Consider the following 23115-nt stretch of genomic DNA (forward strand, 5'->3'; position numbering starts at 1 on the left):
ACCAAGCACTAATTTTCGAACGGGGTGCCTAGAAATCGTCGTCCGGCGGTACCGATGGGGGGAGGGTGGAGAGGATAGCTCTGCGGCATTCCGGGGAGAGACCGATCTCTTCCAAGGAGTCTTTGAAGCGTTCGAGCTTCCTGGGAGACATGCCCGTTTGCGCGGATCCATCGGACTCGAGCATCCGCGTGAAGAATTGAACTCTCAATGATTTGGTGGGGAGTGCATTCAAGGTTGCCCTGAATGTCTCGCTTTTGAGGTCATGCTTCTGAAGCATCGTTATGGCGAAGGCGATGCGATCATCGTCCTGCGGGAGGCTTCCGACGATCTCGACGGCGGTCTGTGGAGATAGGTCGAAGAGATGGGTGATGCTATCGATAGCCGAATAGCGCTGGCCGCCTGAGAGGGCCGGGAGAAGGTCGAGGCCCCAGCGGATCGCTTCCTCGTCTCCGACCATGGCTGCCCGGCCCGACATGGCCACTCCGACGAGCTGTCCGCCGCCATTGAGGGGGCCGGTGAGATCGGGTAGCTTCTCGAGGACTTGCCCGGGGTCGGTGGCAGCCCAGGCGCGGGTGACGGCATGCAGGGTGCGATCGCTGCCCGAGCCGACGCCTTGCAGCTTCACGTAGGCTGCGAAGTCAAAGTCATCCGGGAGATCGATCTCTCCCGTGTCAGCGAACTTGCTCCAGGTCTTCTCGGCGAGGATCAGGTCGGCCGGGCCGCGTATGGCTGCCGAGCCTATTGCTGCATTGGCGAAGACCGTGCGGTAGTGATCCTTGCTGCCGCAGTCATCCTCGAAGGCTTGTAACCTTGCCATGCCGGCTTCGGGATCCGTGGCGCAGAGGGCGGCGAGGACCGCGAGACGGGTGGGGATGCTGTCGCTGGCATCCGCCCATTCGAGCGCGGCCGGCCCTTCGCGCCGGAAGAGCTCGGCGGCGGCGACGATCATGATCCGATGATGCAATTCGTTCCGAGCATCCCGGTGGACGGAGATTGCGGAGGCAGGAGAATCTAACAGGACTGTCCTAAGATCCGCGCTGTCCATGCGCTCCACCGAGGCTACGGCATCCGCATCCGGGCCTGAGGCGGAGAAACGTCGCAAGTAGGAAGCGTAGTCCCTATCCGGATAGGTTGACGAGGTGCGGAGAGGTCTTGCGGGGGCTTGCGAGCTTTTGTCCAAGGATGGCGTATCGTGCGCGGGGGCTTGGAGCCCGCCGCGAGCGAGCAGCCAGCCTGCGCCCAGACCTGCGAGAGCGGCGATCACTCCACCCAGGTGAGGACCTGATGCACGCATGATCCTAGCGGTTTCCATGAATCATGCGTTGGATAAGGGGCTCGGTTCTCTCCGGGGGGAAATTCCAGGACCCCAGGATGCGGCGGAGTTTCGCCTCATGCAGACGTCCGGCACCGCCGCGAAGGCGGCTGGTCATCATGGCCTCGAGCTGAACGAAGCGCTCCTCCGGATCTTGGGTGGAAGCAGCGAGGAACTCCAAGGCCAGCGGGATGTCGGGCTCCTTGATATAGGCCACTGCAGCAGCCCGATGCATGTAGGAACTGAGCTCGGCATCAGGCATCGCGGACAAGCAGGCCCGCAGCAAGGCGGGGGATGCAGGCAGGCCTTCGAGGCAGCGAAAGGCCAAGGTCCAGTCCTCGCCGTCACCATGCCGCCTGCTGGTGGTGGCACCGAGCCGTCGCGCCCAATCCAAAGCTTGCGCATCTTCCGCTTCGAGGATGGCGGAGAAGACGTCGTGACTGCCGCCGAGCTCGAAGAGTGCGGCATCCGGATCCTGTGCCAGCCATGCCGCGGCGAATCCACCGATGCCGTGATCCGGGACGTCTCGATCCGTGCCGGATTCGAGCAGGGCAGCGAAATCGAAGCCTTGAGGGAAAGTGACCTCGAAGTCGGGTCGCCACATCCCGTGCTCCTCCAGACGCGCCATCCAACCGGCCATAGCGGCATGACCTTGGGCTGCGGCTTGGGTGAGAACGAGGGAAGGGAGACGCTTGATGTCGGCCTTCCTCAGGTCGGGGATCGCCATGATCTGCAGTAGGGCATCGCCCGCGCTTTCGGCGGGCCAGCCTTGGTCGAGGCCGCTGGCGAGAGCGTGCCGAGTGGGGCCCGGAGGCAGATTGACCAGCCACTGCCATGCGGCTTCCGGCTCGCGACGCGTCCACTCGGCCATGAGGGAGCGTGCCGCGGCGGCAGCGGCTCCGGCACGGCTACAACGCGGATCACCGAGGCTGCGGTTCAGCGCGGTTCTGAGTTGATCGGTGGTCCACCCGGCGAGTTCTTCCTCGCGGGTGCCGGCATCCGGATCGGGATCAGGAGCCCGGAGATCGATCCAAGACGAGAGTTCATCGGGGCTATGGATGAGATGCCTCTCGCCCGCGATGCGATCGTGAGACTTGAGCGGTCGTGCGGGAGGGGCATCGGCATCCTGCAAGGTGCGCGTGAGCATCCAGCTCGCGGCCAAGGTCAGGAAAAATATGCATGCCAAGCGTTGCATGGGTCGCTTGGTAGTAGGACGCATGGATCTTGATCGGTCAATGTGGCGGGAAGAAGAATTGCCAGGCTGAGCGGTGGCTGCGCTGCGCTTGCGCATCGGCCAAGATCCGATGCTCCTCCGGGGCGGGGAGATCGAGTGGCGGAGGCGGCTGCCATGCGGCCTATTTTCCGGTAGTCCTCCGGGGCGGGGAACAGATGTAATCCCCGGGGGGAGATGCCAATGTTTCGGGCGAAATTGTCAGAGAGAAGGGCTGGCGGCGGGGTGTAAGGGTTTAGGAGAATAAACCGATGCACACGAGACGCCGTTTCCTTCAAGCCGCTGGTGCCACGATGGCGCTGCCCCTGCCCATGCTAGCCGCCGGGGATGGTGTCAAGAAGCTGCTGCGGGTGGGGCTGATCACGGATGTGCACAAGGACATCATGCCGGATGCGGACGAGCGGCTGAAGGCATTCATCGATGCGATGAACGCGGAGAAGGTGGATGCGGTAATGCAGCTGGGTGACTTCTGCATTCCCAAGCCGGAGAACAAGGGATTCCTGGAAATCTACGAGAGCTTCCAAGGGCCGAAGTATCATGTGCTGGGCAACCACGATATGGATGGTGGCTACAAGGCGGAGGAGACGGTGGCCTACTATGGGATGAAGTCGCGCTACTATTCCTTCGATCTGGGCGGATGTCACTTCGTGGTGCTGGATGCGAACGACAAGCCGGAGGGTTGGGAGAAAGGCTATCCGGCATTCATCGCGGCGGATCAGGTGGAGTGGTTGAAGGCGGAACTGGCGGCGACGGAGCTGAACACGTTCATTTTCTCGCATCAGAGCTTGGAGATCGAGGTGTGCATCGACAACCAGGAGGAGGTGCGGCGGTTGATCCGCGAGGCGAAGACGAAGGATGGAAGGGCGAAGGTGGCAGGGTGTTTCAACGGACACTGGCACATCGATCACAGCCGGGAGATTGACGGGATCCCGTATGTGCACATCAACTCCGCCTCCTACTTCTGGATGGGCGGGGAGTTCCGGCGCGATCGATTGTCGCCTGAGCTGGCGAAGAAGTTTCCGCATGTGGCATCGACGGCGCCGTATGAAGGGCCGCTTTTCACGGTGCTGGAGATCGATGCGGAGAAGGGGAGTTTCCGCGTGAGGGGGATGAAGTCGGCGTGGCAGGCGCCATCGCCGGTGGAGGTGAACTACAAGAGTGCGGTGATCCGGAACGAGTGGGTGCGGCCGGAGATCAGCGAGAGGAGTTACTAGGCTGTGACGGGTTGTGAGAGCCGCTTTGCTCGACGGTCCACGCGGACTGAAGATCCGCGGTCCCGGGGACTACCCGAGTGGGGGATCGTAACTACGAAGTGGATACGGTAAATGGAACTTGTTCCTTCTGAATCCGTAGTCCGCGCCGGAATTTCGGCATGGGACTAAACTTTGGGAGTCCGGCGGCAGTGATTTTGCGTCAATGTCCCAAGCCAGCGACAACATCGATGAATTCGTGCAAGAGCTGACCCGTCATCAGGTCGACCTCTTCTACTTCATCCGTGCCCTGGCAGGAGATCCCCATGCGGCGTATGACATCCGCCAGGCGGTGAACATGGTGCTGTGGAAGAAGCGGGAGAAGTATCGCCCGGGATCGAGCTTCAAGAACTGGTCCTTCCAGATCGCGCAGCTGGAGGTGAAGAGCTATCTGCGGAAGCAGCGGCGCTCGGTGACGGTCTCCTTCGATCACAAGCTGCTGGACCTCTTTTCGACCGAGTTCGAGGAATTTTCCGACGAGTTGCCCGAGCGTCGGCGGGCGCTTTCCAATTGCCTGCGCAAGCTGACCTCGAAGGACGAGGAGCTGTTGAGACACCGCTATTGGGTAGGTGGCTCTTTGGAGTCGCTTGCCAACTCCACGAATCGTAGCATCGGCACGCTGAAAGCGCGTTTGCATCAACTCCGGGCCTCGTTGCGTAAGTGCATCGAGGCTCAACTCATGCCAGATAGTCCATGAACCGGGACGAAGAGACCGAAAGCCTGATTCACGAACTTCTCGACGGAACAATCGCGAAGCAGGACGTGGCGCGCTTGGAGAAGGCACTGCTGGAAGATCCGGAAGCGCGTCAGGCCTACTTCGCGCTGATGAGCACGGACCAGATGCTCTTGGACAATTACGAGATGCCAGACCATCTGGCGATGCACGCACAGTTGATGGCCGGGCCGCTGGCGGAGGAGTCCGACCGGGTGCGCACGCGCTGGATCTGGAGCGGTGCGGCGCTGGCGGCGATGGTGATGCTGGCGGCGACGCTGTTGATCTTCCTGCGCCGCGAGCCGGCGATCGCGACGGTGGCGGGCTCCGCGGACAGCTATTTCCTGATCGACGGGGTGACGGTGAACGAAGGCAACTGGACGAAGAACCAGCGGCTGGAGGTGCGGGACGGCGTGGTGGTGGCGAAGCTGAATGCGCACACCGAGGCCTGCATCGATGGGCCGGCGCTGATCTACATGAGCGACAACGGCCGCGATCTGGATTTGCGGCGCGGACGGGTTTTCTTCCGGGTGGATCACGATGCCCCCCATTTCAAGATCCGTGCGGCGGGCGCGCAGGTGCGGCACATCGGCACGGAGTTCGGCGTGCGCGTGGCGGAGGGTGGCTCCTGCGAGGTGCACGTGGTCTCCGGCAAGGTGGAGGTGGATCGCGGGGCGCAGAAGGGCAAGTGGACCCTGAAGGCGGGCGAGTCGGCTTCCTGGCTGAACCGCGGCGATACCAGCTTGGACCCGCTGGACGGGACGGACTTCCGCAAGGCGTTGCCGGGCGAGACGATCGTGTTCGAGGATGACTTCAACGATCCGAAGGGCACGAGACTGAACGAGAAGGCTCCGGACATCGGGATGCCGTGGAAGGTGCGCTCGGAGAAGGTGGCGACGGTGGTGGGCGAGGGGAAGCTGGATACCTCCGGCGGTCCGCGTCATCTGAAGGGTCATTTCCTGGCCGATGATGAACCGAATCACCGCCAGGTGGTGCTGATGTCCTTCCGCACCCGCCAGCCGGAGTGGATCTGGGACAAGCAGTCGAAGATGGACGGGATCGAGAAGATCGCGCTGGAGGCGGAGGATGGAACGATCCTGTGCTCGGTGCAGGCGCGTGCGAGCGAGGGGCACCGCTGGCGTCTGCGGGATGAAGTAGGCGGGCGGGAATCCCCGCTGACCGGGTTCTCCGCGCTGCAGGAGAACGAGCTGACGCTGCGCTACGATGCGCTGGGCGGGAAGATCACGCTGCACTCAGGAACTTCCACCCAAGCCGAGCTGGTAGCGGAGATTCCCTCGAGCTCCTTTGCGGCTCCGAAGGCGCTGGTGATCTGGAACGACTACGGCGGCGACCTGGCGCTGAAGCGGATCTCGGTGAAGGTGGTGGATTATCCGTGATGCATGCGTTCATCGGAGGCTCCGTCGTTTTGTTTTCGTTTTCGTTAGAAAGGCTTTCGACCTGATCGGGTTGAACGGGCTCGCGCGGATTTGGGTTTCTCGCGCGGGCCCACCATTGCCGGACTCCGGTAGAAATGCCGCACGGATCTTGGGTTTTCCGTGCGGCATTTCGTTGTGGTGGGAATGGGGTCCACTGATGCGAAGGATCCCAGCCGGAATGAGGAAGTCATTCCGCTACGATGAACGTAGTAGTGCGTGCGAAACGGGACTCAGGCTTGCTTGCCGCCGTGCTCGAGATCGACGAAGTGACGGCGGGAAGAGAGGAGGTGCTTGCGCATTTCCTTGGCGGCCTCGTCGGGCAGGCCGGCTTCGATGGCTTCGAGGATGGCGCGGTGGCCTTCGATGACGGGAGTGGACCAGTCGCCATCGCCGCGGTTTGCCTGGGCGTAAGCGATACAACGCTTTTCGAGGGCACCGAGGAGGATGGAGTAGATGCCGTTGCCGGAGCCGCGGGCGATCGCGAGGTGGAAGGCGATGTCGGCCTTGCTGAACTTGTCCTTCGCGCCGCGGAGCTTGTCCATGGTATCAAGGATGCGGCGGAGCTCGCGGATGACTTGCTCGCCGGCGTTCTTCGCGGCGAGGCGGGCGCACTCGGTTTCGATGAGGATGCGGAAATCGATCAGCTCGAGGAAGTCGCTTTCCTCCGCGAGGACGGAGTAGCTCTCCACCACCTGGCCGAGCGATTCCAGGCTGGGATCGGCGATGTAGGTGCCGGAGCCCTTGAGGGTGCGGAGCAGGCCGCGACCGCGAAGCTGCTGGATGGCCTCGCGGATGACGGTGCGGCTGACGCCGAAGCGTTCGCAGAGTTTTTCCTCGGAGGGCAGGCGGTCTCCGGGGGGGAGTTTGCCGGCGAGGACTTCCTGTTCAAGCTCACCGGCGATCTGGGCGCTACGTCGTTGCACGGGTGGAAGCTAGTTGAGTTTGCGAGGCCCGCGCCAGAGGAAAGATGGTGCGCAAGGGGTTGTCTGACAGCCTTGTAGCGAGATGGTTCCGCTTGCCGGATGGCTCTAACATGCGGGACGCGAGGAGGAGAAGAGGGGTGTGAAACCCATTGGGAATACGTGGATTCGGACATGTCATACTACCCAAATTAGCCGCTGACTCGGGGGCAGGGGCATGCATGATCGGCGGCATGCTTCAGAGCGGCATCATCAACCCAAGGGTGCTGGACCTGATCGCGCGGATCCGCCACACGAATACGCTGGTCATCGCGGACTGGGCCTTTCCCTACTGGCCGGAGATCGAGACGGTGGACATCTCGCTGACACGCGGGGTGCCGACGGTGCTGCAGGTGCTGGACCTGCTGACACCGAACTTCAAGATCGGGCGGATTTGGCAGGCGGAGGAGTTCCTGGGGAAGAACCCGCAGGAGACGGTGAACGAGTTCGCACGCTCCTTCGGCCAGATCCCGCTGACGCGCGAGCCGCACGCGGACTTCAAGAAGCGGGTGCCGGGAGCGATCGGGCTGATCCGCACGGGAGACACGACCGCGTATGGCAACATCATCCTGGAATCCGTGTAAGCGATGAAGACTGCCGTGACCCTATGCCGTGTGCCGGAGATGGCTGCGGGACCTTTCGTTTTCCACGATGAGCTGGAGAACTCCTTCGCGAAGGCGAAGGCGTGTGGCTATGATGCGGTGGAGCTATTCTTCGCCGGGCCGGATGCGGTGCCGGTGGCGACCGTGCGGGAGCTGTGCGAGCGGCATGGGCTGGGCGTGGCGGCGGTGGGCAGTGGCGCGGGGATGGTGAAGCACGGGCTCTCTCTGACCGATCCCTCGCAGGAGGTGCGGCGCGGGGCGCTGGATTTCATCCTGCGGATGGTGGACTTCGGAGCGCAATTCGGCGCGCCCTGCATCCTGGGCTCGATGCAGGGGAAGTGGGGTGGGGAGCTCAGCCGGGAGCAGGCGCTGGCGCTGCTGGCGGGATCTCTGGCGACGATCGATCGCGCGGCGGGAGAGGCGGGAGTGAAGTTCATCTACGAGCCGCTGAACCGCTACGAGACGAACCTTTTCAACCGGTTGCTACCTGCGGCGGAATTCCTGAGCGCGAACGGGCTGAAGAACGTGGTGCTGCTGGCGGACCTCTTCCACATGAACATCGAGGAGGCGGACCTAGCGCAGGCGCTGCGGGATGCGGGGGAGAAGGTGGGGCACGTGCACTGGGCGGACTCGAACCGCCGGGCAATGGGCAGCGGGCACACGCATGCGGCGGCGGTGATGGGCGTGCTACGGGAGATCTCGTACCAAGGGTTCATCTCGGCGGAGATCTTCACGGACGGGGATGCGGAGGGGGCGGCGCGGAAGACGATGGAATCGATCCGGAGGTGCGGGGAGTGAGGGAGGGGCGGCTTGCGCTACGATAAGATCCAGTTAACACACATGAAGGCGATCCGATTCACACGTCCGGAAACGATTGAGGTCATCGAGCTGCCGGAACCGGCTTTGCCGGGCCCGGGGGAGGCGCTGGTGCGGACGCACCGCATGGGGATCTGCGGGACGGATCTTTCCGGCTATCTGGGGAAGATGCCGTTCTTCTCGTACCCGCGGATCCCGGGGCATGAGCTGGGGCTGGAGGTGCTGGCGACGGGCGAGGGGGTGTCGAACGTGAAGGCGGGCGACAAGGTTTCGCTGGAGCCGTATGTGAACGATCCGGGCTCCGTGGTGAGCCGGAAGGGGGCGTCGAATTGCTGCCCGGGGGTGCAGGTGCTGGGGGTGCATCAGGACGGTGGCCTGCGCGATTCATGGATCGTGCCGGCGCGAAAGCTGCATGCGGGGAACGATCTCTCCTACGATCAGCTTGCCTTGGTGGAGACGCTGGCGATCGGCTATCACGCGGTGCAGCGCGGGAATCCGCAGCCGGGGGAGACGGTGCTGGTGATCGGAGCGGGACCGATCGGGCTGGCCTGCCTGGAGTTCCTGAAACTGATGGACCTGCGGGTGGTGGTGATGGACATGGTGCAGGGCCGGCTGGATTTCTGCCGCAAGAAGCTGGGGATCGGGAACGGCATCCTGGTGCAGGGGGATGGCGCGGAGCTGGAGGAGCTCGAGAATCTAACAGATGGCGCGCTGGCGGACGTGGTGATCGATGCGACGGGCTCGGCGGTGTCGATGTCGACCTGCTTCCAGTATGCGGGCTTTACCGGCCGGGTGGTGTACGTGGGGATCACGACGCAGGAGCTGAAGTTTCCGCACGCGCCGGTGTTTCACCGCCGGGAGCTGACGCTGATGGCTTCCCGGAATGCGCTGCCCGCGGACTTCGGGAAGATCATCGGGCTGATCGGGAAGGGGAAGATCGATACCGATGCGTGGATCACGCATCGCTTGGGATTCGATGATGTGCCGACGGGCTTCGCGAGGTTTACGGATCCGAAGGTGGGGGCGATCAAGGTGATTATCGAGATGTGAGGGGGCGCCTCGTGCGGATCGGCACGCGCTTGCTTCTTGGGCCACCCCCCAGCCGGGACGACGAAGTCGTTCCGCTACCTCACGGCGATCCTTACCTCACGACGGGCATGGTGCCGAGCCAGGGGATTTCCTTGGCTTTGCTGGGGCGGCGTTTGCCGCCGTCGGCAGAGGGATTGTAGAGAATGATTTGCGGGAAGCTGCCGCCGCCGAGGATGAAGTCGGTGTCGTGGTCGCCATCGATGTCCACGCCGCCGGAGAAGCCGACTTTGGTGAGGTCGATGTGGGAGTTGGTGAAGTCGTAGGGATCGGAGAAGAGCGGGCCGCGCTTGGTGGATTGAAGGTAACCCCAGGGGCTGAGCCATTCGCCGAGGTTCTTCTTCAGGTTCACCACGCGGCGGTCGCCATCGAAATCGCCGAAGGCCACGCCGGGTGCGAGCTTGCTGCTGACGGCGGGCAGGGCGGTGGAGACCCAGGTGCTCATGTCGCGTGCGGTGCGTGGTCCCGGGTTGCGCAGCCAGCGATCGCTGGTCAGAGGATTGCCGAGGGGGTCGGTGCCGGAGACTTCACGGAGCCAGAGGTCGGGGCGCTTGTCGCCATTCAGATCGGCCAGCACGGCGGTGCCGCTCATGGTCGGATTGCCGAGGAAGTCGTAGGCGGCGAGTTGGATCGGCAGTTCGACGGTGGCCTCGATGCCGCCGCGGCCATCGTTGAAGGCGACGAGCATGTGGTCGGGTGGCTGATTCGTGGTGCCGGTGCCGTGCACCAAGGAGATGATGTCCGGAGCGCGGTCGCCATCGATATCACCGGTGATGGTGCCGCCGATGATGGCGGGATTGAAGAGGAAGTCCGGCATGGTGCCGAGTTCCACCAGCAGGCGATGACCGGCGGGGAAGCTGCCATCCACGTTCTCATGCCACTGGCCCCATGAGACGAGGTCGAGATCGCCATCGCGATCCCAGTCGATAAAGCTCATGTTTTGCATGCCGCCGCCATCCGGCCCGTAGGCGGGAGTGAAGACCAGGCCGCCAGCGGGAATGAGCGGCGGGATGAAGGAGCCGTCCTTCCGGCCGCGCACCACGACGAGGGCATTCTCGGAACCCTGTCCGCCGATGGGCAGGCGGGTGTAGCAGCAGACGAGGTCGGAGAACTTGTCCTTGTCAATGCGTGCGGTGCCGATGATGCGGAGCTCGGTGCCCGGGATCTCCAGGCCATTGATGAGCGCGCCTTCATCGGGGCCGGCAGAGCCGCGATTGAAGTGGATGCGGTAGCGTCCGAGCGCATCCGGCCCGCTGACGAGATCCGCGCAGCGGTCGGCATTGAAGTCCGCGCTGAAGATTCGGTGGAAGGGCGAGGGGGCGGCGTGAAGCGGTTGGGGAGCGGAGAAACCGGAGGCAGAACCCCATGCAGCGGAGATTATACGATAAGCGTAGTAGTATCCACCTTCAGCGGATTGGGAATACACGAGATCTACGTGATCGTCTCCATCGAGATCCCCGTGGTGGACTATTACTGCATTGGCTCCGGGATTCCCCGGTGCGGCCTCGCGTAGGACCGGCTCGGTGGAATCGAAGGGGATGAGGACCCGCTCGTAGGCGGTCTGGTCCCCCGTGAGAGCGATGGCATGGATCATCGCGGGCTGGCCGGTGCGGGGGATGATCTTCTTGAAGGCAGCGTAATCCAGCAGAGCATAGGCGGGAGAGATCTCCTGCGAGGAGAAGTTCCATCCGCCATCGTTGCGATACCAAGAGCCGTCCGATTGCAGGATGTCGCGGAGGCCGTCGCCGTTCAGGTCGATCCAAGTGGCGTAGGCGTCGACGTCTTCGATCGTGCGCGGCTCAAGGGAGAAATTGCTGCCGAAGCTGCGTTCGTAGATGCGCATCTTGCCGTCGTCGCAGGCAAGGCAGAGATCGAAGTCACCATCGTCATCCACATCGCTGGCATCGATATCCACGACGCTATTATGATCATAGTAGAGCGAGGTGACGGTGTAAGCCTCTTGGAAGGGGCCGCCGACGCCGCCATTCGGCTTGTAGGCGGTCACGACAGTTTGGCCGGTGCCGGAGGTGCTGCCCACCGCGACGATGTAGGGATTGCCGGTGCCATCGAAATCGACGAGGTCCCACGGGCGGGATCCGCTGGAAGCAAGGGCCGTGGGCACGATGGGGGCAGGCGTGTCCGGGTCAAGGGTCAGGCTGAGGGCGAGCGGTTGGTAGTGCCCGTTGTCCGGCCATTGGCGGCGGTTCACGAAGATTTCCGGCTTCGAGTCGCCGAGGAGATTCCACACCACGGCGCCGGTGAGGCTTTGGCCGGTAGCGGTGGGGCCGAGGTGAATGAGACGCAGCGGGCCGAACTGGCGATTGCCGAGATTCTCGATCCAGTAAGCATGCGGGTCGCCCGGTTGTTCGCTGCTGCCCTCCGGCAGATGGACGAGGTCCAGATCACCATCGCCATCCAGATCGGCAGCGGTGAATTGATTGGCGAAGGTGGAGAAGGAGTGCGAAGGCGCGAGCAAGCCGATGTGCGGCGGGCTGGTGAGATCGGTATCCGCGGCGGAGCTTTGCGCGGTGTGGCCGAGAGATAGGGCGAGGGTCAGGGTAAGCCGGGGGAGAGTCATGCAGGAGTGAGGGGAGCTTGGGGAGGGGATCAGATGCGTCAATGCCGTAGAGGGGGGCGAAGGCTGGTTGGGGAAATCCTCCGATTATTCATCCGCGGCTCACGACGGGCTCGTCAAAGTGGGCGGCTTCGTCCTCATTGCCGGAGTGAAGATCGTCCTCGCAGGAGTAAGCGGCAGCGGCAAGAACACCATCGGTGAGTTGGTGGCGGAGAGGCTTGGCTGCGAGTTCGCGGATGCTGATGGGTTTCATCCACCGGAGAACGTGGCGAAGATGGCCTCCGGAATTCCGCTGACCGATGAGGACCGGGCGGGATGGCTGGAGGTACTGGGCAAGCACCTGGCAGAGCGCGAGCGGATTGTGCTGGCATGCTCGGCACTGAAGAGGATCTATCGCGACCGCCTGCGGGAGTTGACTGGGCCGGTAAGCTTCATCGTGCTGACGGCGGATCGAGCAACGCTGGAGGAGCGTATGCAGCATCGGCAGCACTTCATGCCCGCGAGCCTGCTGGACTCGCAACTGGCCACGCTGGAGCTGGGCGAAGATGTCGAGGTGGTGGAGAACACAGGGACGCCGGAAGAGGTGGCGGCCCATTGCATCTCGCGACTCGGGTCCGCTTGATCTCCGGGGATGGACAGCAGTGCGGTCGATGTTTTAACTCGGCGCGCCCTGCATGAAATCATTGCTCCCCGCCCTCGCCTCCACTGTTGCCGGACTCGCTATCGGTGCCGCGGCCTATCGCGCGATGAAGCCTACGGATGTGCCGGTGAAGACGATGGCTCCGGCGAAGATCGAGCGAGCGGAAGTGAGCGAGGCGACGCTGCTGCCGAGCGGTGATACGTTGGAGATTCTCAGGGATCCGAACCTTTCGGATCGCGCCGGGCGTATCGCGCTGTGGCTGCCGCATGCCGGTCTGGATGAAGTGGTGAAGCTGTGGGAGCATTTGAGCGCGAGCCCGCCGATACCCGAGCCGCTGGGTAAACTGGTCCTCTCCCGCTGGGTGATGCTTGATCCGCAGGCGGCAATGGCCTCCGGCAAGAATCCGAATGATTTCAGCGCGTGGGAAGCCTGGGCGAGCATTGATCCGCGGGCAGCGGAGGCTGCGGCCCGTGCAAGCGGGAAGAGGATGGCGGTGTGGCGAGTGCTCGCCGCGATCTCGGGTCTTGATCCGGACTATGTGGCGAAGCTGCTGGAGGAAGATCTGAGCGGGGCGAATATCGTGCTGCCGAAATTGGTCGAGGGTTTCATCGCGCAGCGGCGCTTTGACAAGGCATTGGATTCCGTGTTGCGGTTGGGCGGGAACTACAATCACAAGCTGACTGTCCTGCAGGAATGGGCGAAGGAAGATCTGGAGCAGGTGCTGCTGTGGGGTGCGCAGAATCCCCACCATTTCCTGAAAGGCGAGAATGACGAGATGGTGAACGGCATCACCCGCGACAAGGCGGAGAAGATCCCGGAGATTCTCGCCAAGATGCCTACCTCCGACATCAAGGCGAGGGTAGAGCGGGCTTACATGCTGGAGCTAGCGGAGAAGGATACCGCGAAGGCGATCCGCTTCGCGGAGGGAGTGGCTTCGCCGCTGGCTCGGAATAGCATGCTCGGCGAACTGGGGCGGAAGTATGCCGCCAGCAATCCCAACGTGGCGGCCGAGATCCTGGGCAAGATGCTCGATCATGATGCGCCGCTGGGAGAGTATCCGGTGGCCGTGTTCTTCGCGGAAGGCGAGAGGGGCGGCTGGCATAGCACGGACTCTCCCGCCTGTGGCTTCGCGGAGGACTTGATCACCCGCATGCCGGAGCTGGCGATGGATGCGGTGATGGCGGGATCCGGGAAACCGGCCTATGACCATGCGGCACGCCAGCTCGCGGAGGACTGGATGGAGCGGGATCGCTGGGACTTCGGTACCTGGCTGGCAGGGCAGCCGGTGGGCAAGCTGCGGGATGAACTGGTTGAAACGTTCTCCAGCAGCCTGATCCACGAGGGTGAGCCCGCCTATCCGGAAGCATTGAACTGGGCGAGCAGCATGGGCGATGCGGGGACGAGAGACGAACTGGTCGATCAATTCCTGCGGCGATGGGGAAGCGACGATCCGGATGCACTGAGGGTGTATCTGGCCGCTCCGGGCACTCCCGAGATCGCGCGCAGCCGGGCGAAGAAACTGGCACAATAAGGAAGCCGATGAAATCCCAGTCACTTGTCATGAACCGCCTCGCGCCTCTAACGATCCTTCTCCTCCTCGGCGGTGGAGCAGGGTGGGCTCTGATGAACTTTGTCGGCCAGCGCGGGTCCGGGAAAGAAGTTATCGCGGAGGTCTCCATGCCGACGACCCGTGGCGGTGATGCGGCCGTGGCCCGCGTGCGCGGGGCGAAGGACCGCTGGACCGCCATCCACGCCGCGATCGAACTGGCGCGCAGCATTCCCGCGGGAGAGCGCCGTACGTGTTTGCAGGACGGGCGCTTCCGCCATCCGGATCCGCTGGTAGCGCAGATGTTCACCCTCCAGTTGGAGGAACTGCTTTTTCAGGATGATCCCTTTGCGCTGATCGAATGGGAGATGGCGACGGGTCGCGATGCGGCCCGGAAGCATCTGGCCCGGATCGCGCGGGAGGATGTGGAAGCCCTGATCGCGCGGGGCCAGGGCTCCGCCGATGTTCAGAAGGGCCGGGCGATGCTCTTCACTGCGATGAAAGTGCTGGTAGAGCGTGAACCGGAGCGGGTGCTGAAGATGGCGCTCGAATTCCCGCCGCCGGCCGATGGCGATGAACTGCCGAAGAGCATGGTGCACCTGCTGGCGAAGGCGAGCGGGAGAGATGCCTCGAAGCTGCTCGATCTATCCGAAACGAAGGGCGACCGGTGGCGTGCCCTGCTGCGTGCCGCCGCGGCTCGTGCGATGGCCGAGAAGGATGTTGCCAGCGCCTTGAAGTGGATCACTGCCGAGCCGGATGGGGGCAGGCTCTTCACGGAGGTCTTCCTCTTCCACGGGGTCTACTCGGAAGAGATGATGTCGGTGGCGGAACTCGACGCGAACAAGCGGTGGGTGGCGGAACACCTCGACGAGCTGCCGGACGGCTTTATCCGGGAGATAAACCGCGGGAGAAGGCTGGGATCCTGGCCTTCGATGAGCGATTTCGCAGGCGCGGAGAAGTTCTGGTTGGCAGCAGATCTGGGGCGGCTGGGGATCAGCACGCGGGAGCAGGAGAACTTCCGGGTCGACCTGATGATGATGATGGCGAACAACGATCCGGCGGCAGTTGCGAAGCATCTCGATGATCCTGCGATGTTCAGCGTGACTCAGCGCAAGCAGGCGATCCAGAGAATCAGCCAGATGCAGATCGGGTGGCACGGCAAGCTGCCAGACGAGATCATGGCGGTGCTGGAGGAGGATGAGATGAAAGTGGTGGAAGCGATGGTGGCCAACAACAAGAAGGACCAGACTACAGTGAAGAAGCCGCTAGGCATTCCCGAGCAATTCACCACGCTGATGAATGAACCGGGATCCGAGTCGCTGCACCTGCGTGCTGAGAATTGGACGCCCGAGCAAGAGGACCAGGCGCTCGCCTATGTGCGCAATGCCGATCCAAAGCTGCTGGCGGACCTGACCAATCGGATCCTGCGCACCGGCTATCCCTTCAAGCCGGTGGCGGCGGAGATCTACCGCCGGGCGCTGGAGAACAACATTGTCTCGCCGAGGCTGCGCGAGGAGGTCATCGAGACGTCCATCCACTGGGCCGACGCGGATCCCATTCGAGCCGCGGCTTGGGTGGAGACGCTTCCCGCGGGCGTGGAGCGCCTGCGCTCGATCCAGAACGTGGCGGCGCAGTGGACCCGCGATGACCCAGCCGGGGCGCAGGCATGGATCGCAACGCTGGAGGACAAGGCGGAAGCGGAGGCGGCGCGGGAGGCGGTGAGGATCTTCGATGCGAAGGCGAAGACGCGATGGGAGCAATAAAGCGGTAGCTCCTAACAACTTGGATTTTTTTCGGGGTCCCTTGAATAGCTTGGGAGACCCCGCGTCTTAAGGATGTAAGCGCCCGATAGGGGCGGAGACTCAACCTTAAGATAACATGAAGACACTCCTCGTTACCATTGCTTCGGTATTCAGCTTCGCCTTCGTCCTGTCTGCCACGGCGGAGGCGCGCGATCATGATCACGGTTCGCATGGCGGGCACGGTGGTCATCATCATGTGGAACGGCACTATCACCATGGCCACGGGCATGTGCGCATTCATGTGGATCGCCATCATGGGCACGGGCATGTGCATATTCACCGTCCGCACGGTCATAGCCATGGACATGTTCACCGGCACCATGGTCACGGGCATGTGCATCGTCATCACGGGCATGGCCACGGAGGCCACCGGCCGCATCACGGCGGGCATGGTGGTCACGGCTCGCATAGTCACCGGCATTGAGATGAATCGCGGGGGGGAGGACGAGAGTTCTTCCCTGGTGCGATAAGGGTGCTTGGCGCAGCGCCGCCTTGCGCCTCGCCCGGTGAGCGGGAAGACTGCGGGCGTGCGCAGCATTCTCATTACCGGGGCGAATGGCGGGCTGGGGCTCGGCATCGCCCGCTACTTTTTGGAGAAGGATCCGGACGCGAAAGTCTGGCTCGGGGTCCGCTCGAACCGTGGTAACGCGGAGGCGCTTGTAAGGGATTACCCGGACCGCAGCGCGCTGGTGGATCTGGATGTGACCGCGAAAGAGAGCTGGGAAAATGCGGTGGCCACCATCACTGCGGCGGACGGGCGGCTGGACGTGCTGGTGAACAATGCCGGCCTCCATCAGGACCACCTGCTGGCGGCGATGCCGGACGAAGCGTGGTCCTCCGTGATCTCCACTAACCTAGACGCCGTCTTCCTAGGCTGCCGGGCGGTGATCCGGCCCATGATGCTCAACCGCTTCGGGCGGATCGTGAATATTGCCTCGCTGAGCGCGATCCTGCCGCCGCTGGGGCAGACGAACTACGCCGCGGCGAAGGCCGGGGTGGTGGCGCTGAGCCAGACGCTGGCAAAGGAGGTGGCTCGCTCCGGGATCACGGTGAACGCAATCCTGCCCGGCTACATCCAGACGGAGGCCCTGGCGCACATGGACGAGGAGGCGGCGAAAAGGGCCAAGGCGGGCATCCCGATGCGGCGCTTCGGCACTCCCTCGGAAGTGGCAGCAGCGGTGTTCTTTCTCGCTTGCCACGATGCCGCTTACGTCACAGGGTCCGCCCTGAAAATCGACGGCGGAATTTTCTAACAAGTTCAGAATCATGGCTCAAGGCGAGGAATTGCGACGCAAAATCAAGGAGGTGATGGTCGACGAGTTGATGCTCGATTTCGATGCGGGGGAGATCGCCGACGAGACCGCCATCTTCGGCGCGGGCGGCTTGGGCTTGGATTCCGTGGATGCCCTCCAGCTGGTCGTCGCGATCGAGAAGCATTTCGGCCTGAAGATCGCGGATGCGGAGAAGGCGAAGGGCGTGCTGCAGAGCGTGGAGACGATCGCGAAGGCGATCGAAGCAAAATGACGAATGTCGAATTTCCGAATGTCGAATTTCCGAATGTCGAATGGCTTGTAACGGAATCAGCGGGTGTATGAGGGCGCGGGAGGAGCTTCCACCCTACACTTCATTCGTCACTCCGCATTCGTCCTTCGACATTGATGCTTCCGGCCGCTCCATCGGAGTCCGCGTCCGATGAAAAAGTGGCTGCTCTTCCTCATCAAGCTGCTCTTCACGGCGGGTTGCCTGTGGTGGGCATTCTGGGGTGAGGATTTCAGCAGCTCGCCGCTGCTGCAGCCATCGAAGCTGCGCTGGGATTGGGTGGCTCTGGGGGTAGCACTCGGTGGTGTCACCTATTTCATGTCCGCGCTGCGGTGGTGGATCCTGCTGCGCGCGCAGGAAATCCGGATCACGCTGCGGCGTGCCTTTTCCCTGAGCCTGATGGGGGAGGTCTTCAATCTGGTGACGGTGGGGAACGTGGGCGGGGACGCGACCAAGATCTTCCTGCTGAACCGCCAGCATCCGGGCCGCAAGCTGGCGGTGACGATGTCGCTGATGGTGGATCACTTGGTGGGGCTGGTGGCGATGTCGATCCTGTTCTTTGCCGTGACGGCGGGACGCTTCGAGGTGCTGGAGAGCCAGAGCACGATGGGGAAGGGGGCGATCCACTTCGGCTGGATGTTCTTCGGCGGCGGGCTGGTGATGATCGCGCTGATGTTCGTGATGGCCAGCCCCTGGGTGCACCGGCGGATCCACCAGGACGGCAAGCGCGTGCCGAAGTGGGAGGTGCTGCGGCGGGTGCCGGAGATCTACGATGTGTATCGTAGGAGGTGGGGCCATGCGCTGCTGGCGCTGCTGGTGAGCGCGGTGATGCTGCCGGTGGATTACGCGATTTTCTGGTGCGGCTTCCAAGCGATCGGGCACCCGGAGGACCTGCTCACCGTAGTGGGTGCCACGCCGGTGGTGGAGGCGATCAGCGCGCTGCCGGTCTCGGTTTCCGGTCTGGGGGTGCGGGAAAAGACCTTCGAGATCCTGATGAAGGATCTGGTGGGGATGCCCGCAGAGGTGGCGGTGGCGGGTTCGCTGCTCGGATTCGCCTGCCGGAATCTGCTATGGGCTCTGGCCGGCGGTCTGCTATTCTTGCGGCCGTCCGACCGGACATCGATGAAGCAGATCGAGGAAACCACCCATTCCGAGACCGAATCATGAGCAGCCTCCCCGCGAGCTCCAGCCCAGACCCGGGACTGGCCCTGTGCCTGTCGTCCTCGTTCTTCGGCTACTACGCCCATCTCGGCCTGCTGGCCGGAATGGAGGAGATCGGCCTACGACCGGGGCGGATTTCCGGGGCCTCGGCCGGGGCGCTGGCGGGTGGCCTGTGGGCGACCGGTCTGCGCGGCGAGGCGCTGGAGAAGATCATCTACGACTTCCATTTCCGCCGCGCGTTTTTCGATCTCGGCGCTTTCCTGCGTTTCCCCTTCGTGGCCACCGGGGTGGCAGGCAGCGGCCTGCTCTCCGGCGTGCGGATGCGGCGCTACCTGCGCAAGCGGCTGGGCGATCCGCGGATGGAGGAGCTGTGCGGGGTGAAGCTGGAGATGGCGGTGGCGAACCTGACCACGCAGCGCGGCGAGGTGCGCTCAAGCGGCCCGCTGATCGATTTCATGATCGCGAGCTGCGCGATGCCGGTGCTCTTCAAGCCGCAGCAGATCGATGGCGAGGAGTTCTTGGACGGCGGGGTGTCGAACGAGACGCCCTTCGATCAGTGGCTACACGATCCATCGATCCACACGATCGTGGTGCACCGCATCCTGCATACCACGGCGATGGGCGGCTTCGCATGGAAGACGCCGGGGAGCATCCTCGGGCAGTGCCACACGGTGGTTTCGAACGAACTTGCGCGGCGCAGGCGGATTCTCGCGGAGGATGCGGGGAAGAAGGTGATCTTCCTGGAGACGCATCATGATCATCCCGGGTTGCTGCACGGCGGGAAGTCGCGGGGGTTCTTCCAAGCAGGAAGAGAGACGGCGATGAAGCAGTGGCAGGCGGTGGGGGTGGAGGTGTAGCGGAACGACGCTGGTCATTCCGCTGCATGATCAATCCGCCAGATCCCTCCGCACTGCGCGGCTGCGGCGCCACTTCCAGATCTTCCAGGCGAGGACGATGAGGGCGACGATGACGAGCGCGGTGCCGTACCAGACTGCCATCGGGATGGGCATGCGGGCGCGGAAGCTGGTGACGAGAGGCTTCTGCATCGCCTCGCCGAGGGTGACTTCCCACTTGAGGGTCTTGCCCCCGTCCTCGATCACCATCGCGTTCGAGCTCTTGGGTTTCTTCGGCAGGTGCAGGATGTAGGCGAGCTTGCGGTTCTGGCGGTCTTCCGCGCTGATACCGATGGCGCCGAGGCCGAGGGCGTCTTTCACCTTGATGGTGCGGGAAAAGTCGATGTCGAGGCCGAGCATGCGGACGTCGAAATCGCCGGTGATGTCCGTGGCCGCGCCGGGCAGGGTGCGCATGCCTTCGCTCTTCTTCAGATCCATCAGGTTGAACATCGAGTCCGTGGTGACGGTGGCGGCGACGGTCACGCCGGTGTCGCCCTCGGTCACGCTGAGGGCCTCGAGTTTGAGCTTCGGCTGGGTGGCCATGAGCTCGCGCAGGCGCCTGTCGAGACCCTCCGTGCCGCCTGCGAGCGCCACGGCGGAGCGCGGCACCACGTAGGTCAGCTCGGCCTTGCCCGAGCCATCGCGGTGCACCCAGAGTTCCTCGCGGATCTCGAAGCATGCCGTGAGGGAGAGGCACGCGAGAACGGCAAAAATTCTGAGGAAGATGGCGGAGGCCTTGCGCATCATAGTAAGCCACCCATGATCTAACCGCGATGCAGCGTCTTGTAGAGCCCGAAATCATCGACCAGCTCCCAGCGGATCACCCGGATGTGATCCGTAGCCGCCGCGACCTCAAGATGATCAACTTCTTGATGGGGAATGAGCGCTGGATTACACGAAATCTCCGCCCTTTTCCGGATGCTCTGGCACGTGGAGTGATCGAGATCGGCGCCGGGGAGGGCACGCTGCTGAAGAAGCTGGCCTGCCGCTACCCCGGTACGCCGCTGGCGGGTTGCGATCTGGCACCACGGCCCGCGGATTTGCCGGAGTCGATCGGGTGGCACCAGCAGGATGTCTTCGAGTGTCTGGCTGATCAATCGGCGGGCGTGCTGGCGGCGAATCTTTTCCTGCACCACTTCGAGGATGGGGAGCTGCCGCGCTTCACGCCGTTGCTGCAGTCCTTCGATATCATCTGTGTGAACGAACCCTATCGCACCGCGCAGACAATCACGGACGCCAAGATCATCATGCCGCTGGTGGGTCGCGCGACGAAGCACGACATGCCGGCGAGCATCCGTGCCGGATTCCTGCACGGGGAAATGCCGCGCCTGCTAGGGCTGGATGACGGCACATGGCGCATCCGGGAGGAAACCACATGGCGCGGGGGGATCCGCATGCTAGCTTGGCGACATTGAAGGCCACGGTGACAATCGCGGGGGGCGGCTTGGCGGGACTCTCGCTGGCGGCGGGCCTGCGCCTGCGCGGCGTGCCGGTGAAGGTGCACGAGGCGGGCAGCTATCCGCGCCACCGGGTTTGCGGTGAGTTTATCTCGGGAGCGGCACCGGCGACGCTGGAGGCGCTGGGAATCGCCGATGCCTTCGCGGATGCGCTGCCGCGCCGCAGCCTGATCTGGCTGAGCGAGGGCAAGCTGGTGCATTGCGATGATCTGCCAGAGCCCGCGCTGGGGATCTCGCGGTATCGGCTGGATGCGCGCCTGCGCGAGCGGGTAACCGAGCTGGGTGGTGAAGTCATCGAGCATTCGCGCCAAGTGCGCGAGCCGCTGGAGGGGCTGGTATGGACAGCGGGGCGCATCCCGGCGAAGAGCCGCTGGATCGGCCTGAAGTGCCACTTCCGGGATCTGGCGATGAAGGCGGATCTGGAGATGCATCTGGGCTCTAACGGATACGCCGGCCTGGCCGGGGTGGAGGATGGCCGCGTGAATGTGTGCGGGCTCTTCAAGGTGGATCGCGCGCTGCGCGGCAGCGGGAGCGAGCTGCTGCTTTCATACTTGGAGCAGGGTGGGAATGATGTGCTGGCCAAGCGATTGCGCGGCGCGGTGGTGGATGAAGATTCCTTCGCCGCGGTGGCGGGCTTTTCGCTGGGGCGTCAGCCGGAGCTGCCGGGTCTCTGCGTGCTGGGAGATGCGGAGAGCATGATCCCGCCTTTCACCGGGAATGGCATGAGCATGGCCTTTCAAGCGGCGGAGCTGGCGCTCGAGCCGCTGGAGGAGTGGAGCAAGGGCTTTCTCGATTGGGATGATTGCCGGGCTGCGATCCGCAGCGCGCTTCATCGCCGCTTCCGCCGTCGCCTGAATGCGGCACAGGCCCTGCACCCGGTGCTCATGTATGGCAGCGGGCGGCATCTGGTCAAGTCGCTCGGCCGTGCGCGCCTGTTGCCTTTCCGTCCTCTGCTTTCCCTTGTCCGCTGATGTTCCTCGAATCGATCTCCACGGCGGTCCCGCCGCACCGCTACACGCAATCCGAATGCCTGGCCGCGCTAAGCGTGACCCCGGCCTATGCCGCGCTACGGCCGCGCTCGCAGGGGCTGATGGAGAAGATCCTGGGCAACGGCGTTTCGGGGATCGAGACGCGCAGCTTTTGCCTGGCGGAGATCGCGCCGGTGGTGAGTCGAAGCGCGCAGGAGCTGAATGAAAGCTTCGAGCAGGAGGCGCCGCGGCTCGCGATCGCGGCGCTGACTCCCGCGCTGGAGAAGGCGGGGCTGGCGGCGGCGGATCTGGATGCGCTCTTCATCTGCACCTGCACCGGCTATCTCTGCCCCGGCGTGACCAGCCATGTGGCGGAACTGCTCGGGCTACGGGAGACGGCGTACTTGCAGGATCTGGTGGGGCTGGGGTGCGGGGCGGCGATTCCGATGCTGCGTTCGGCGGCGGGATTCCTGGCGGCGCATCCGGGGGCGAAGGTGGCGACCATCGCGGTGGAGGTGTGCTCCGCGGCCTTCTATGCGGATGATGATCCGGGCGTGCTGATCTCGCTCTGCCTCTTCGGTGATGGTGCTGCGGCGGCGGTGTGGTCGGATGTGCCAGGATCTAACAAGTGGCAGGCCGGGCATTTCACGACGGTCCACAAGCCGGAACAGCGGGAGAAGATCCGCTTCGTGAATGCGGGCGGCAAGCTGCGCAACCAACTCGACAAGGCGGTGCCCGGGCTGGCCGCGGAGGCGGTGGCGGAGCTCTATGCGAAGCGCACGGCGGATCCGGACCGGATCCTCACGCATTCCGGCGGGCGCGATGTGATCGATGCGCTGGAGGCGGTGTTGCCGACCTCGCTGGAGGAGACGCGGGCGGTGCTCAGGGAGCACGGGAACATGAGCAGTCCGTCGGTGCTGTTTGCCTTGGATCGGGCGGTGACGATGGCGAACGGTGACCGCCGCTGGTGGCTCAGCGCCTTCGGCGCGGGCTTCGCCGCGCATGCGTGTGAGATGTGGAGGTGAGGGGCTCTTTTCCCAAGCCTGTCCCTTCACCTACGACAGCAATGTCGTCGATCCATGCGCACAAAAAAAACCGGCTCCCTCGCGGAGGCCGGTTTTCTTGAAAGG

At 63.7% G+C, this 23115-nt stretch carries 22 protein-coding genes; 17 read left to right on the top strand and 5 right to left on the bottom strand.

Translation table 11 applies throughout. The features are described from left to right. Nucleotides 1–28: 28 nt before the first annotated feature. Nucleotides 29–1294, bottom strand: coding sequence for a hypothetical protein (locus tag OJ996_RS00570; protein ID WP_264510076.1), 1266 nt, complete (start codon nucleotides 1292–1294; stop codon nucleotides 29–31). 4 nt (nucleotides 1295–1298) lie between these two features. After that, nucleotides 1299–2507, bottom strand: a complete 1209-nt coding sequence (locus tag OJ996_RS00575) for a hypothetical protein (protein WP_264510077.1) — start codon at nucleotides 2505–2507, stop codon at nucleotides 1299–1301. Between the two features lie 287 nt (nucleotides 2508–2794). Between OJ996_RS00575 and OJ996_RS00580 the strand changes: the two genes are divergently transcribed. The 3 genes from OJ996_RS00580 to OJ996_RS00590 all read left to right on the top strand — a co-directional run bounded on the left by OJ996_RS00580 (nucleotide 2795) and on the right by OJ996_RS00590 (nucleotide 5902). Beyond that, on the top strand, nucleotides 2795–3757 hold the full coding sequence (locus tag OJ996_RS00580) for a metallophosphoesterase family protein (protein ID WP_264510079.1): 963 nt from the start codon (nucleotides 2795–2797) through the stop codon (nucleotides 3755–3757). Nucleotides 3758–3959: 202 nt separating this feature from the next. Beyond that, nucleotides 3960–4490, top strand: coding sequence for a sigma-70 family RNA polymerase sigma factor (locus tag OJ996_RS00585; RefSeq protein WP_264510081.1), 531 nt, complete (start codon nucleotides 3960–3962; stop codon nucleotides 4488–4490). After that, nucleotides 4487–5902: a FecR domain-containing protein gene (locus tag OJ996_RS00590; protein WP_264510083.1), complete on the top strand. Its 1416-nt coding sequence runs from the start codon at nucleotides 4487–4489 to the stop codon at nucleotides 5900–5902. Before OJ996_RS00585 ends, OJ996_RS00590 begins: the two co-directional genes overlap by 4 nt. A 269-nt stretch (nucleotides 5903–6171) precedes the next feature. Here the strand turns inward: OJ996_RS00590 and OJ996_RS00595 are convergent, their stop codons facing one another. Continuing rightward, entirely contained in the window at nucleotides 6172–6864 is a 693-nt protein-coding gene (locus OJ996_RS00595) for a FadR/GntR family transcriptional regulator (protein ID WP_264510085.1), read from the bottom strand. A gap of 230 nt (nucleotides 6865–7094) precedes the next feature. On the opposite strand from OJ996_RS00595, the gene OJ996_RS00600 reads away from it, so the two are divergent. The 3 genes from OJ996_RS00600 to OJ996_RS00610 are packed head-to-tail and all read left to right on the top strand — an operon-like array spanning nucleotide 7095 to nucleotide 9368. Then, nucleotides 7095–7484 (top strand): RbsD/FucU domain-containing protein, encoded by a 390-nt coding sequence (locus OJ996_RS00600; protein WP_264510087.1) that lies wholly within the window; start codon nucleotides 7095–7097, stop codon nucleotides 7482–7484. Nucleotides 7485–7487: 3 nt separating this feature from the next. Next, nucleotides 7488–8300, top strand: a complete 813-nt coding sequence (locus tag OJ996_RS00605) for a sugar phosphate isomerase/epimerase family protein (RefSeq protein WP_264510089.1) — start codon at nucleotides 7488–7490, stop codon at nucleotides 8298–8300. A 42-nt stretch (nucleotides 8301–8342) separates the two neighbouring features. After that, nucleotides 8343–9368 (top strand): zinc-binding alcohol dehydrogenase family protein, encoded by a 1026-nt coding sequence (locus OJ996_RS00610; protein WP_264510091.1) that lies wholly within the window; start codon nucleotides 8343–8345, stop codon nucleotides 9366–9368. A 91-nt stretch (nucleotides 9369–9459) separates the two neighbouring features. Here the strand turns inward: OJ996_RS00610 and OJ996_RS00615 are convergent, their stop codons facing one another. Continuing rightward, nucleotides 9460–11982: an FG-GAP repeat domain-containing protein gene (locus OJ996_RS00615; RefSeq protein WP_264510093.1), complete on the bottom strand. Its 2523-nt coding sequence runs from the start codon at nucleotides 11980–11982 to the stop codon at nucleotides 9460–9462. Nucleotides 11983–12127: 145 nt separating this feature from the next. On the opposite strand from OJ996_RS00615, the gene OJ996_RS00620 reads away from it, so the two are divergent. From OJ996_RS00620 to OJ996_RS00655, 8 genes are all read left to right on the top strand, one after another. Continuing rightward, the gene (locus OJ996_RS00620; protein ID WP_264510095.1) at nucleotides 12128–12601 is read left to right on the top strand and encodes a gluconokinase; all 474 of its coding nucleotides are present in this window, start codon (nucleotides 12128–12130) and stop codon (nucleotides 12599–12601) included. Nucleotides 12602–12653: 52 nt separating this feature from the next. Next, nucleotides 12654–14150, top strand: a complete 1497-nt coding sequence (locus OJ996_RS00625; RefSeq protein WP_264510097.1) for a hypothetical protein — start codon at nucleotides 12654–12656, stop codon at nucleotides 14148–14150. 8 nt (nucleotides 14151–14158) lie between these two features. Next, on the top strand, nucleotides 14159–15928 hold the full coding sequence (locus OJ996_RS00630) for a hypothetical protein (protein WP_264510098.1): 1770 nt from the start codon (nucleotides 14159–14161) through the stop codon (nucleotides 15926–15928). Between the two features lie 194 nt (nucleotides 15929–16122). Beyond that, entirely contained in the window at nucleotides 16123–16437 is a 315-nt protein-coding gene (locus OJ996_RS00635; RefSeq protein WP_264510100.1) for a hypothetical protein, read from the top strand. A gap of 36 nt (nucleotides 16438–16473) precedes the next feature. After that, entirely contained in the window at nucleotides 16474–17220 is a 747-nt protein-coding gene (locus tag OJ996_RS00640) for an SDR family oxidoreductase (protein ID WP_264510102.1), read from the top strand. A 13-nt stretch (nucleotides 17221–17233) separates the two neighbouring features. After that, nucleotides 17234–17491, top strand: coding sequence for an acyl carrier protein (locus OJ996_RS00645; protein WP_264510104.1), 258 nt, complete (start codon nucleotides 17234–17236; stop codon nucleotides 17489–17491). A 168-nt stretch (nucleotides 17492–17659) separates the two neighbouring features. Then, nucleotides 17660–18673, top strand: coding sequence for a lysylphosphatidylglycerol synthase transmembrane domain-containing protein (locus tag OJ996_RS00650; RefSeq protein WP_264510106.1), 1014 nt, complete (start codon nucleotides 17660–17662; stop codon nucleotides 18671–18673). After that, nucleotides 18670–19524 (top strand): patatin-like phospholipase family protein, encoded by an 855-nt coding sequence (locus OJ996_RS00655; protein WP_264510108.1) that lies wholly within the window; start codon nucleotides 18670–18672, stop codon nucleotides 19522–19524. Before OJ996_RS00650 ends, OJ996_RS00655 begins: the two co-directional genes overlap by 4 nt. A 30-nt stretch (nucleotides 19525–19554) precedes the next feature. Here OJ996_RS00655 and OJ996_RS00660 read toward each other — a convergent pair whose 3' ends face one another. Next, the gene (locus OJ996_RS00660; protein ID WP_264510110.1) at nucleotides 19555–20304 is read right to left on the bottom strand and encodes a hypothetical protein; all 750 of its coding nucleotides are present in this window, start codon (nucleotides 20302–20304) and stop codon (nucleotides 19555–19557) included. A gap of 29 nt (nucleotides 20305–20333) precedes the next feature. Between OJ996_RS00660 and OJ996_RS00665 the strand changes: the two genes are divergently transcribed. The 3 genes from OJ996_RS00665 to OJ996_RS00675 are packed head-to-tail and all read left to right on the top strand — an operon-like array spanning nucleotide 20334 to nucleotide 23010. Further along, nucleotides 20334–20975, top strand: a complete 642-nt coding sequence (locus OJ996_RS00665) for a class I SAM-dependent methyltransferase (protein ID WP_264510112.1) — start codon at nucleotides 20334–20336, stop codon at nucleotides 20973–20975. Continuing rightward, nucleotides 20963–21988, top strand: coding sequence for an NAD(P)/FAD-dependent oxidoreductase (locus tag OJ996_RS00670; RefSeq protein ID WP_264510114.1), 1026 nt, complete (start codon nucleotides 20963–20965; stop codon nucleotides 21986–21988). The genes OJ996_RS00665 and OJ996_RS00670 overlap by 13 nt, the downstream gene beginning before the upstream one ends. Further along, a complete protein-coding gene (locus OJ996_RS00675) occupies nucleotides 21988–23010 on the top strand; it encodes a type III polyketide synthase (RefSeq protein WP_264510117.1) in 1023 nt (340 codons plus the stop codon). The genes OJ996_RS00670 and OJ996_RS00675 overlap by 1 nt, the downstream gene beginning before the upstream one ends. Nucleotides 23011–23115: the final 105 nt, after the last annotated feature.

Origin of the sequence: Luteolibacter rhizosphaerae (assembly GCF_025950095.1) — a bacterium.
Classification (GTDB): Bacteria; Verrucomicrobiota; Verrucomicrobiia; order Verrucomicrobiales; family Akkermansiaceae; genus Haloferula; species Haloferula rhizosphaerae.

Excerpts from the sequence above, each read along its gene's own strand:
- OJ996_RS00605 (WP_264510089.1), top strand. The coding sequence starts at position 7,488 with ATGAAGACTGCCGTGACCCTATGCCGTGTGCCGGAGATGGCTGCGGGA.
- OJ996_RS00675 (WP_264510117.1), top strand. The coding sequence starts at position 21,988 with ATGTTCCTCGAATCGATCTCCACGGCGGTCCCGCCGCACCGCTACACG.
- OJ996_RS00630 (WP_264510098.1), top strand. The coding sequence starts at position 14,159 with ATGAAATCCCAGTCACTTGTCATGAACCGCCTCGCGCCTCTAACGATC.
- OJ996_RS00665 (WP_264510112.1), top strand. The coding sequence starts at position 20,334 with ATGCAGCGTCTTGTAGAGCCCGAAATCATCGACCAGCTCCCAGCGGAT.
- OJ996_RS00570 (WP_264510076.1), bottom strand. The coding sequence starts at position 1,294 with ATGCGTGCATCAGGTCCTCACCTGGGTGGAGTGATCGCCGCTCTCGCA.
- OJ996_RS00575 (WP_264510077.1), bottom strand. The coding sequence starts at position 2,507 with ATGCAACGCTTGGCATGCATATTTTTCCTGACCTTGGCCGCGAGCTGG.
- OJ996_RS00645 (WP_264510104.1), top strand. The coding sequence starts at position 17,234 with ATGGCTCAAGGCGAGGAATTGCGACGCAAAATCAAGGAGGTGATGGTC.
- OJ996_RS00660 (WP_264510110.1), bottom strand. The coding sequence starts at position 20,304 with ATGCGCAAGGCCTCCGCCATCTTCCTCAGAATTTTTGCCGTTCTCGCG.
- OJ996_RS00650 (WP_264510106.1), top strand. The coding sequence starts at position 17,660 with ATGAAAAAGTGGCTGCTCTTCCTCATCAAGCTGCTCTTCACGGCGGGT.
- OJ996_RS00600 (WP_264510087.1), top strand. The coding sequence starts at position 7,095 with ATGCTTCAGAGCGGCATCATCAACCCAAGGGTGCTGGACCTGATCGCG.
- OJ996_RS00615 (WP_264510093.1), bottom strand. The coding sequence starts at position 11,982 with ATGACTCTCCCCCGGCTTACCCTGACCCTCGCCCTATCTCTCGGCCAC.
- OJ996_RS00580 (WP_264510079.1), top strand. The coding sequence starts at position 2,795 with ATGCACACGAGACGCCGTTTCCTTCAAGCCGCTGGTGCCACGATGGCG.
- OJ996_RS00625 (WP_264510097.1), top strand. The coding sequence starts at position 12,654 with ATGAAATCATTGCTCCCCGCCCTCGCCTCCACTGTTGCCGGACTCGCT.
- OJ996_RS00635 (WP_264510100.1), top strand. The coding sequence starts at position 16,123 with ATGATCACGGTTCGCATGGCGGGCACGGTGGTCATCATCATGTGGAAC.
- OJ996_RS00585 (WP_264510081.1), top strand. The coding sequence starts at position 3,960 with ATGTCCCAAGCCAGCGACAACATCGATGAATTCGTGCAAGAGCTGACC.
- OJ996_RS00590 (WP_264510083.1), top strand. The coding sequence starts at position 4,487 with ATGAACCGGGACGAAGAGACCGAAAGCCTGATTCACGAACTTCTCGAC.
- OJ996_RS00655 (WP_264510108.1), top strand. The coding sequence starts at position 18,670 with ATGAGCAGCCTCCCCGCGAGCTCCAGCCCAGACCCGGGACTGGCCCTG.
- OJ996_RS00610 (WP_264510091.1), top strand. The coding sequence starts at position 8,343 with ATGAAGGCGATCCGATTCACACGTCCGGAAACGATTGAGGTCATCGAG.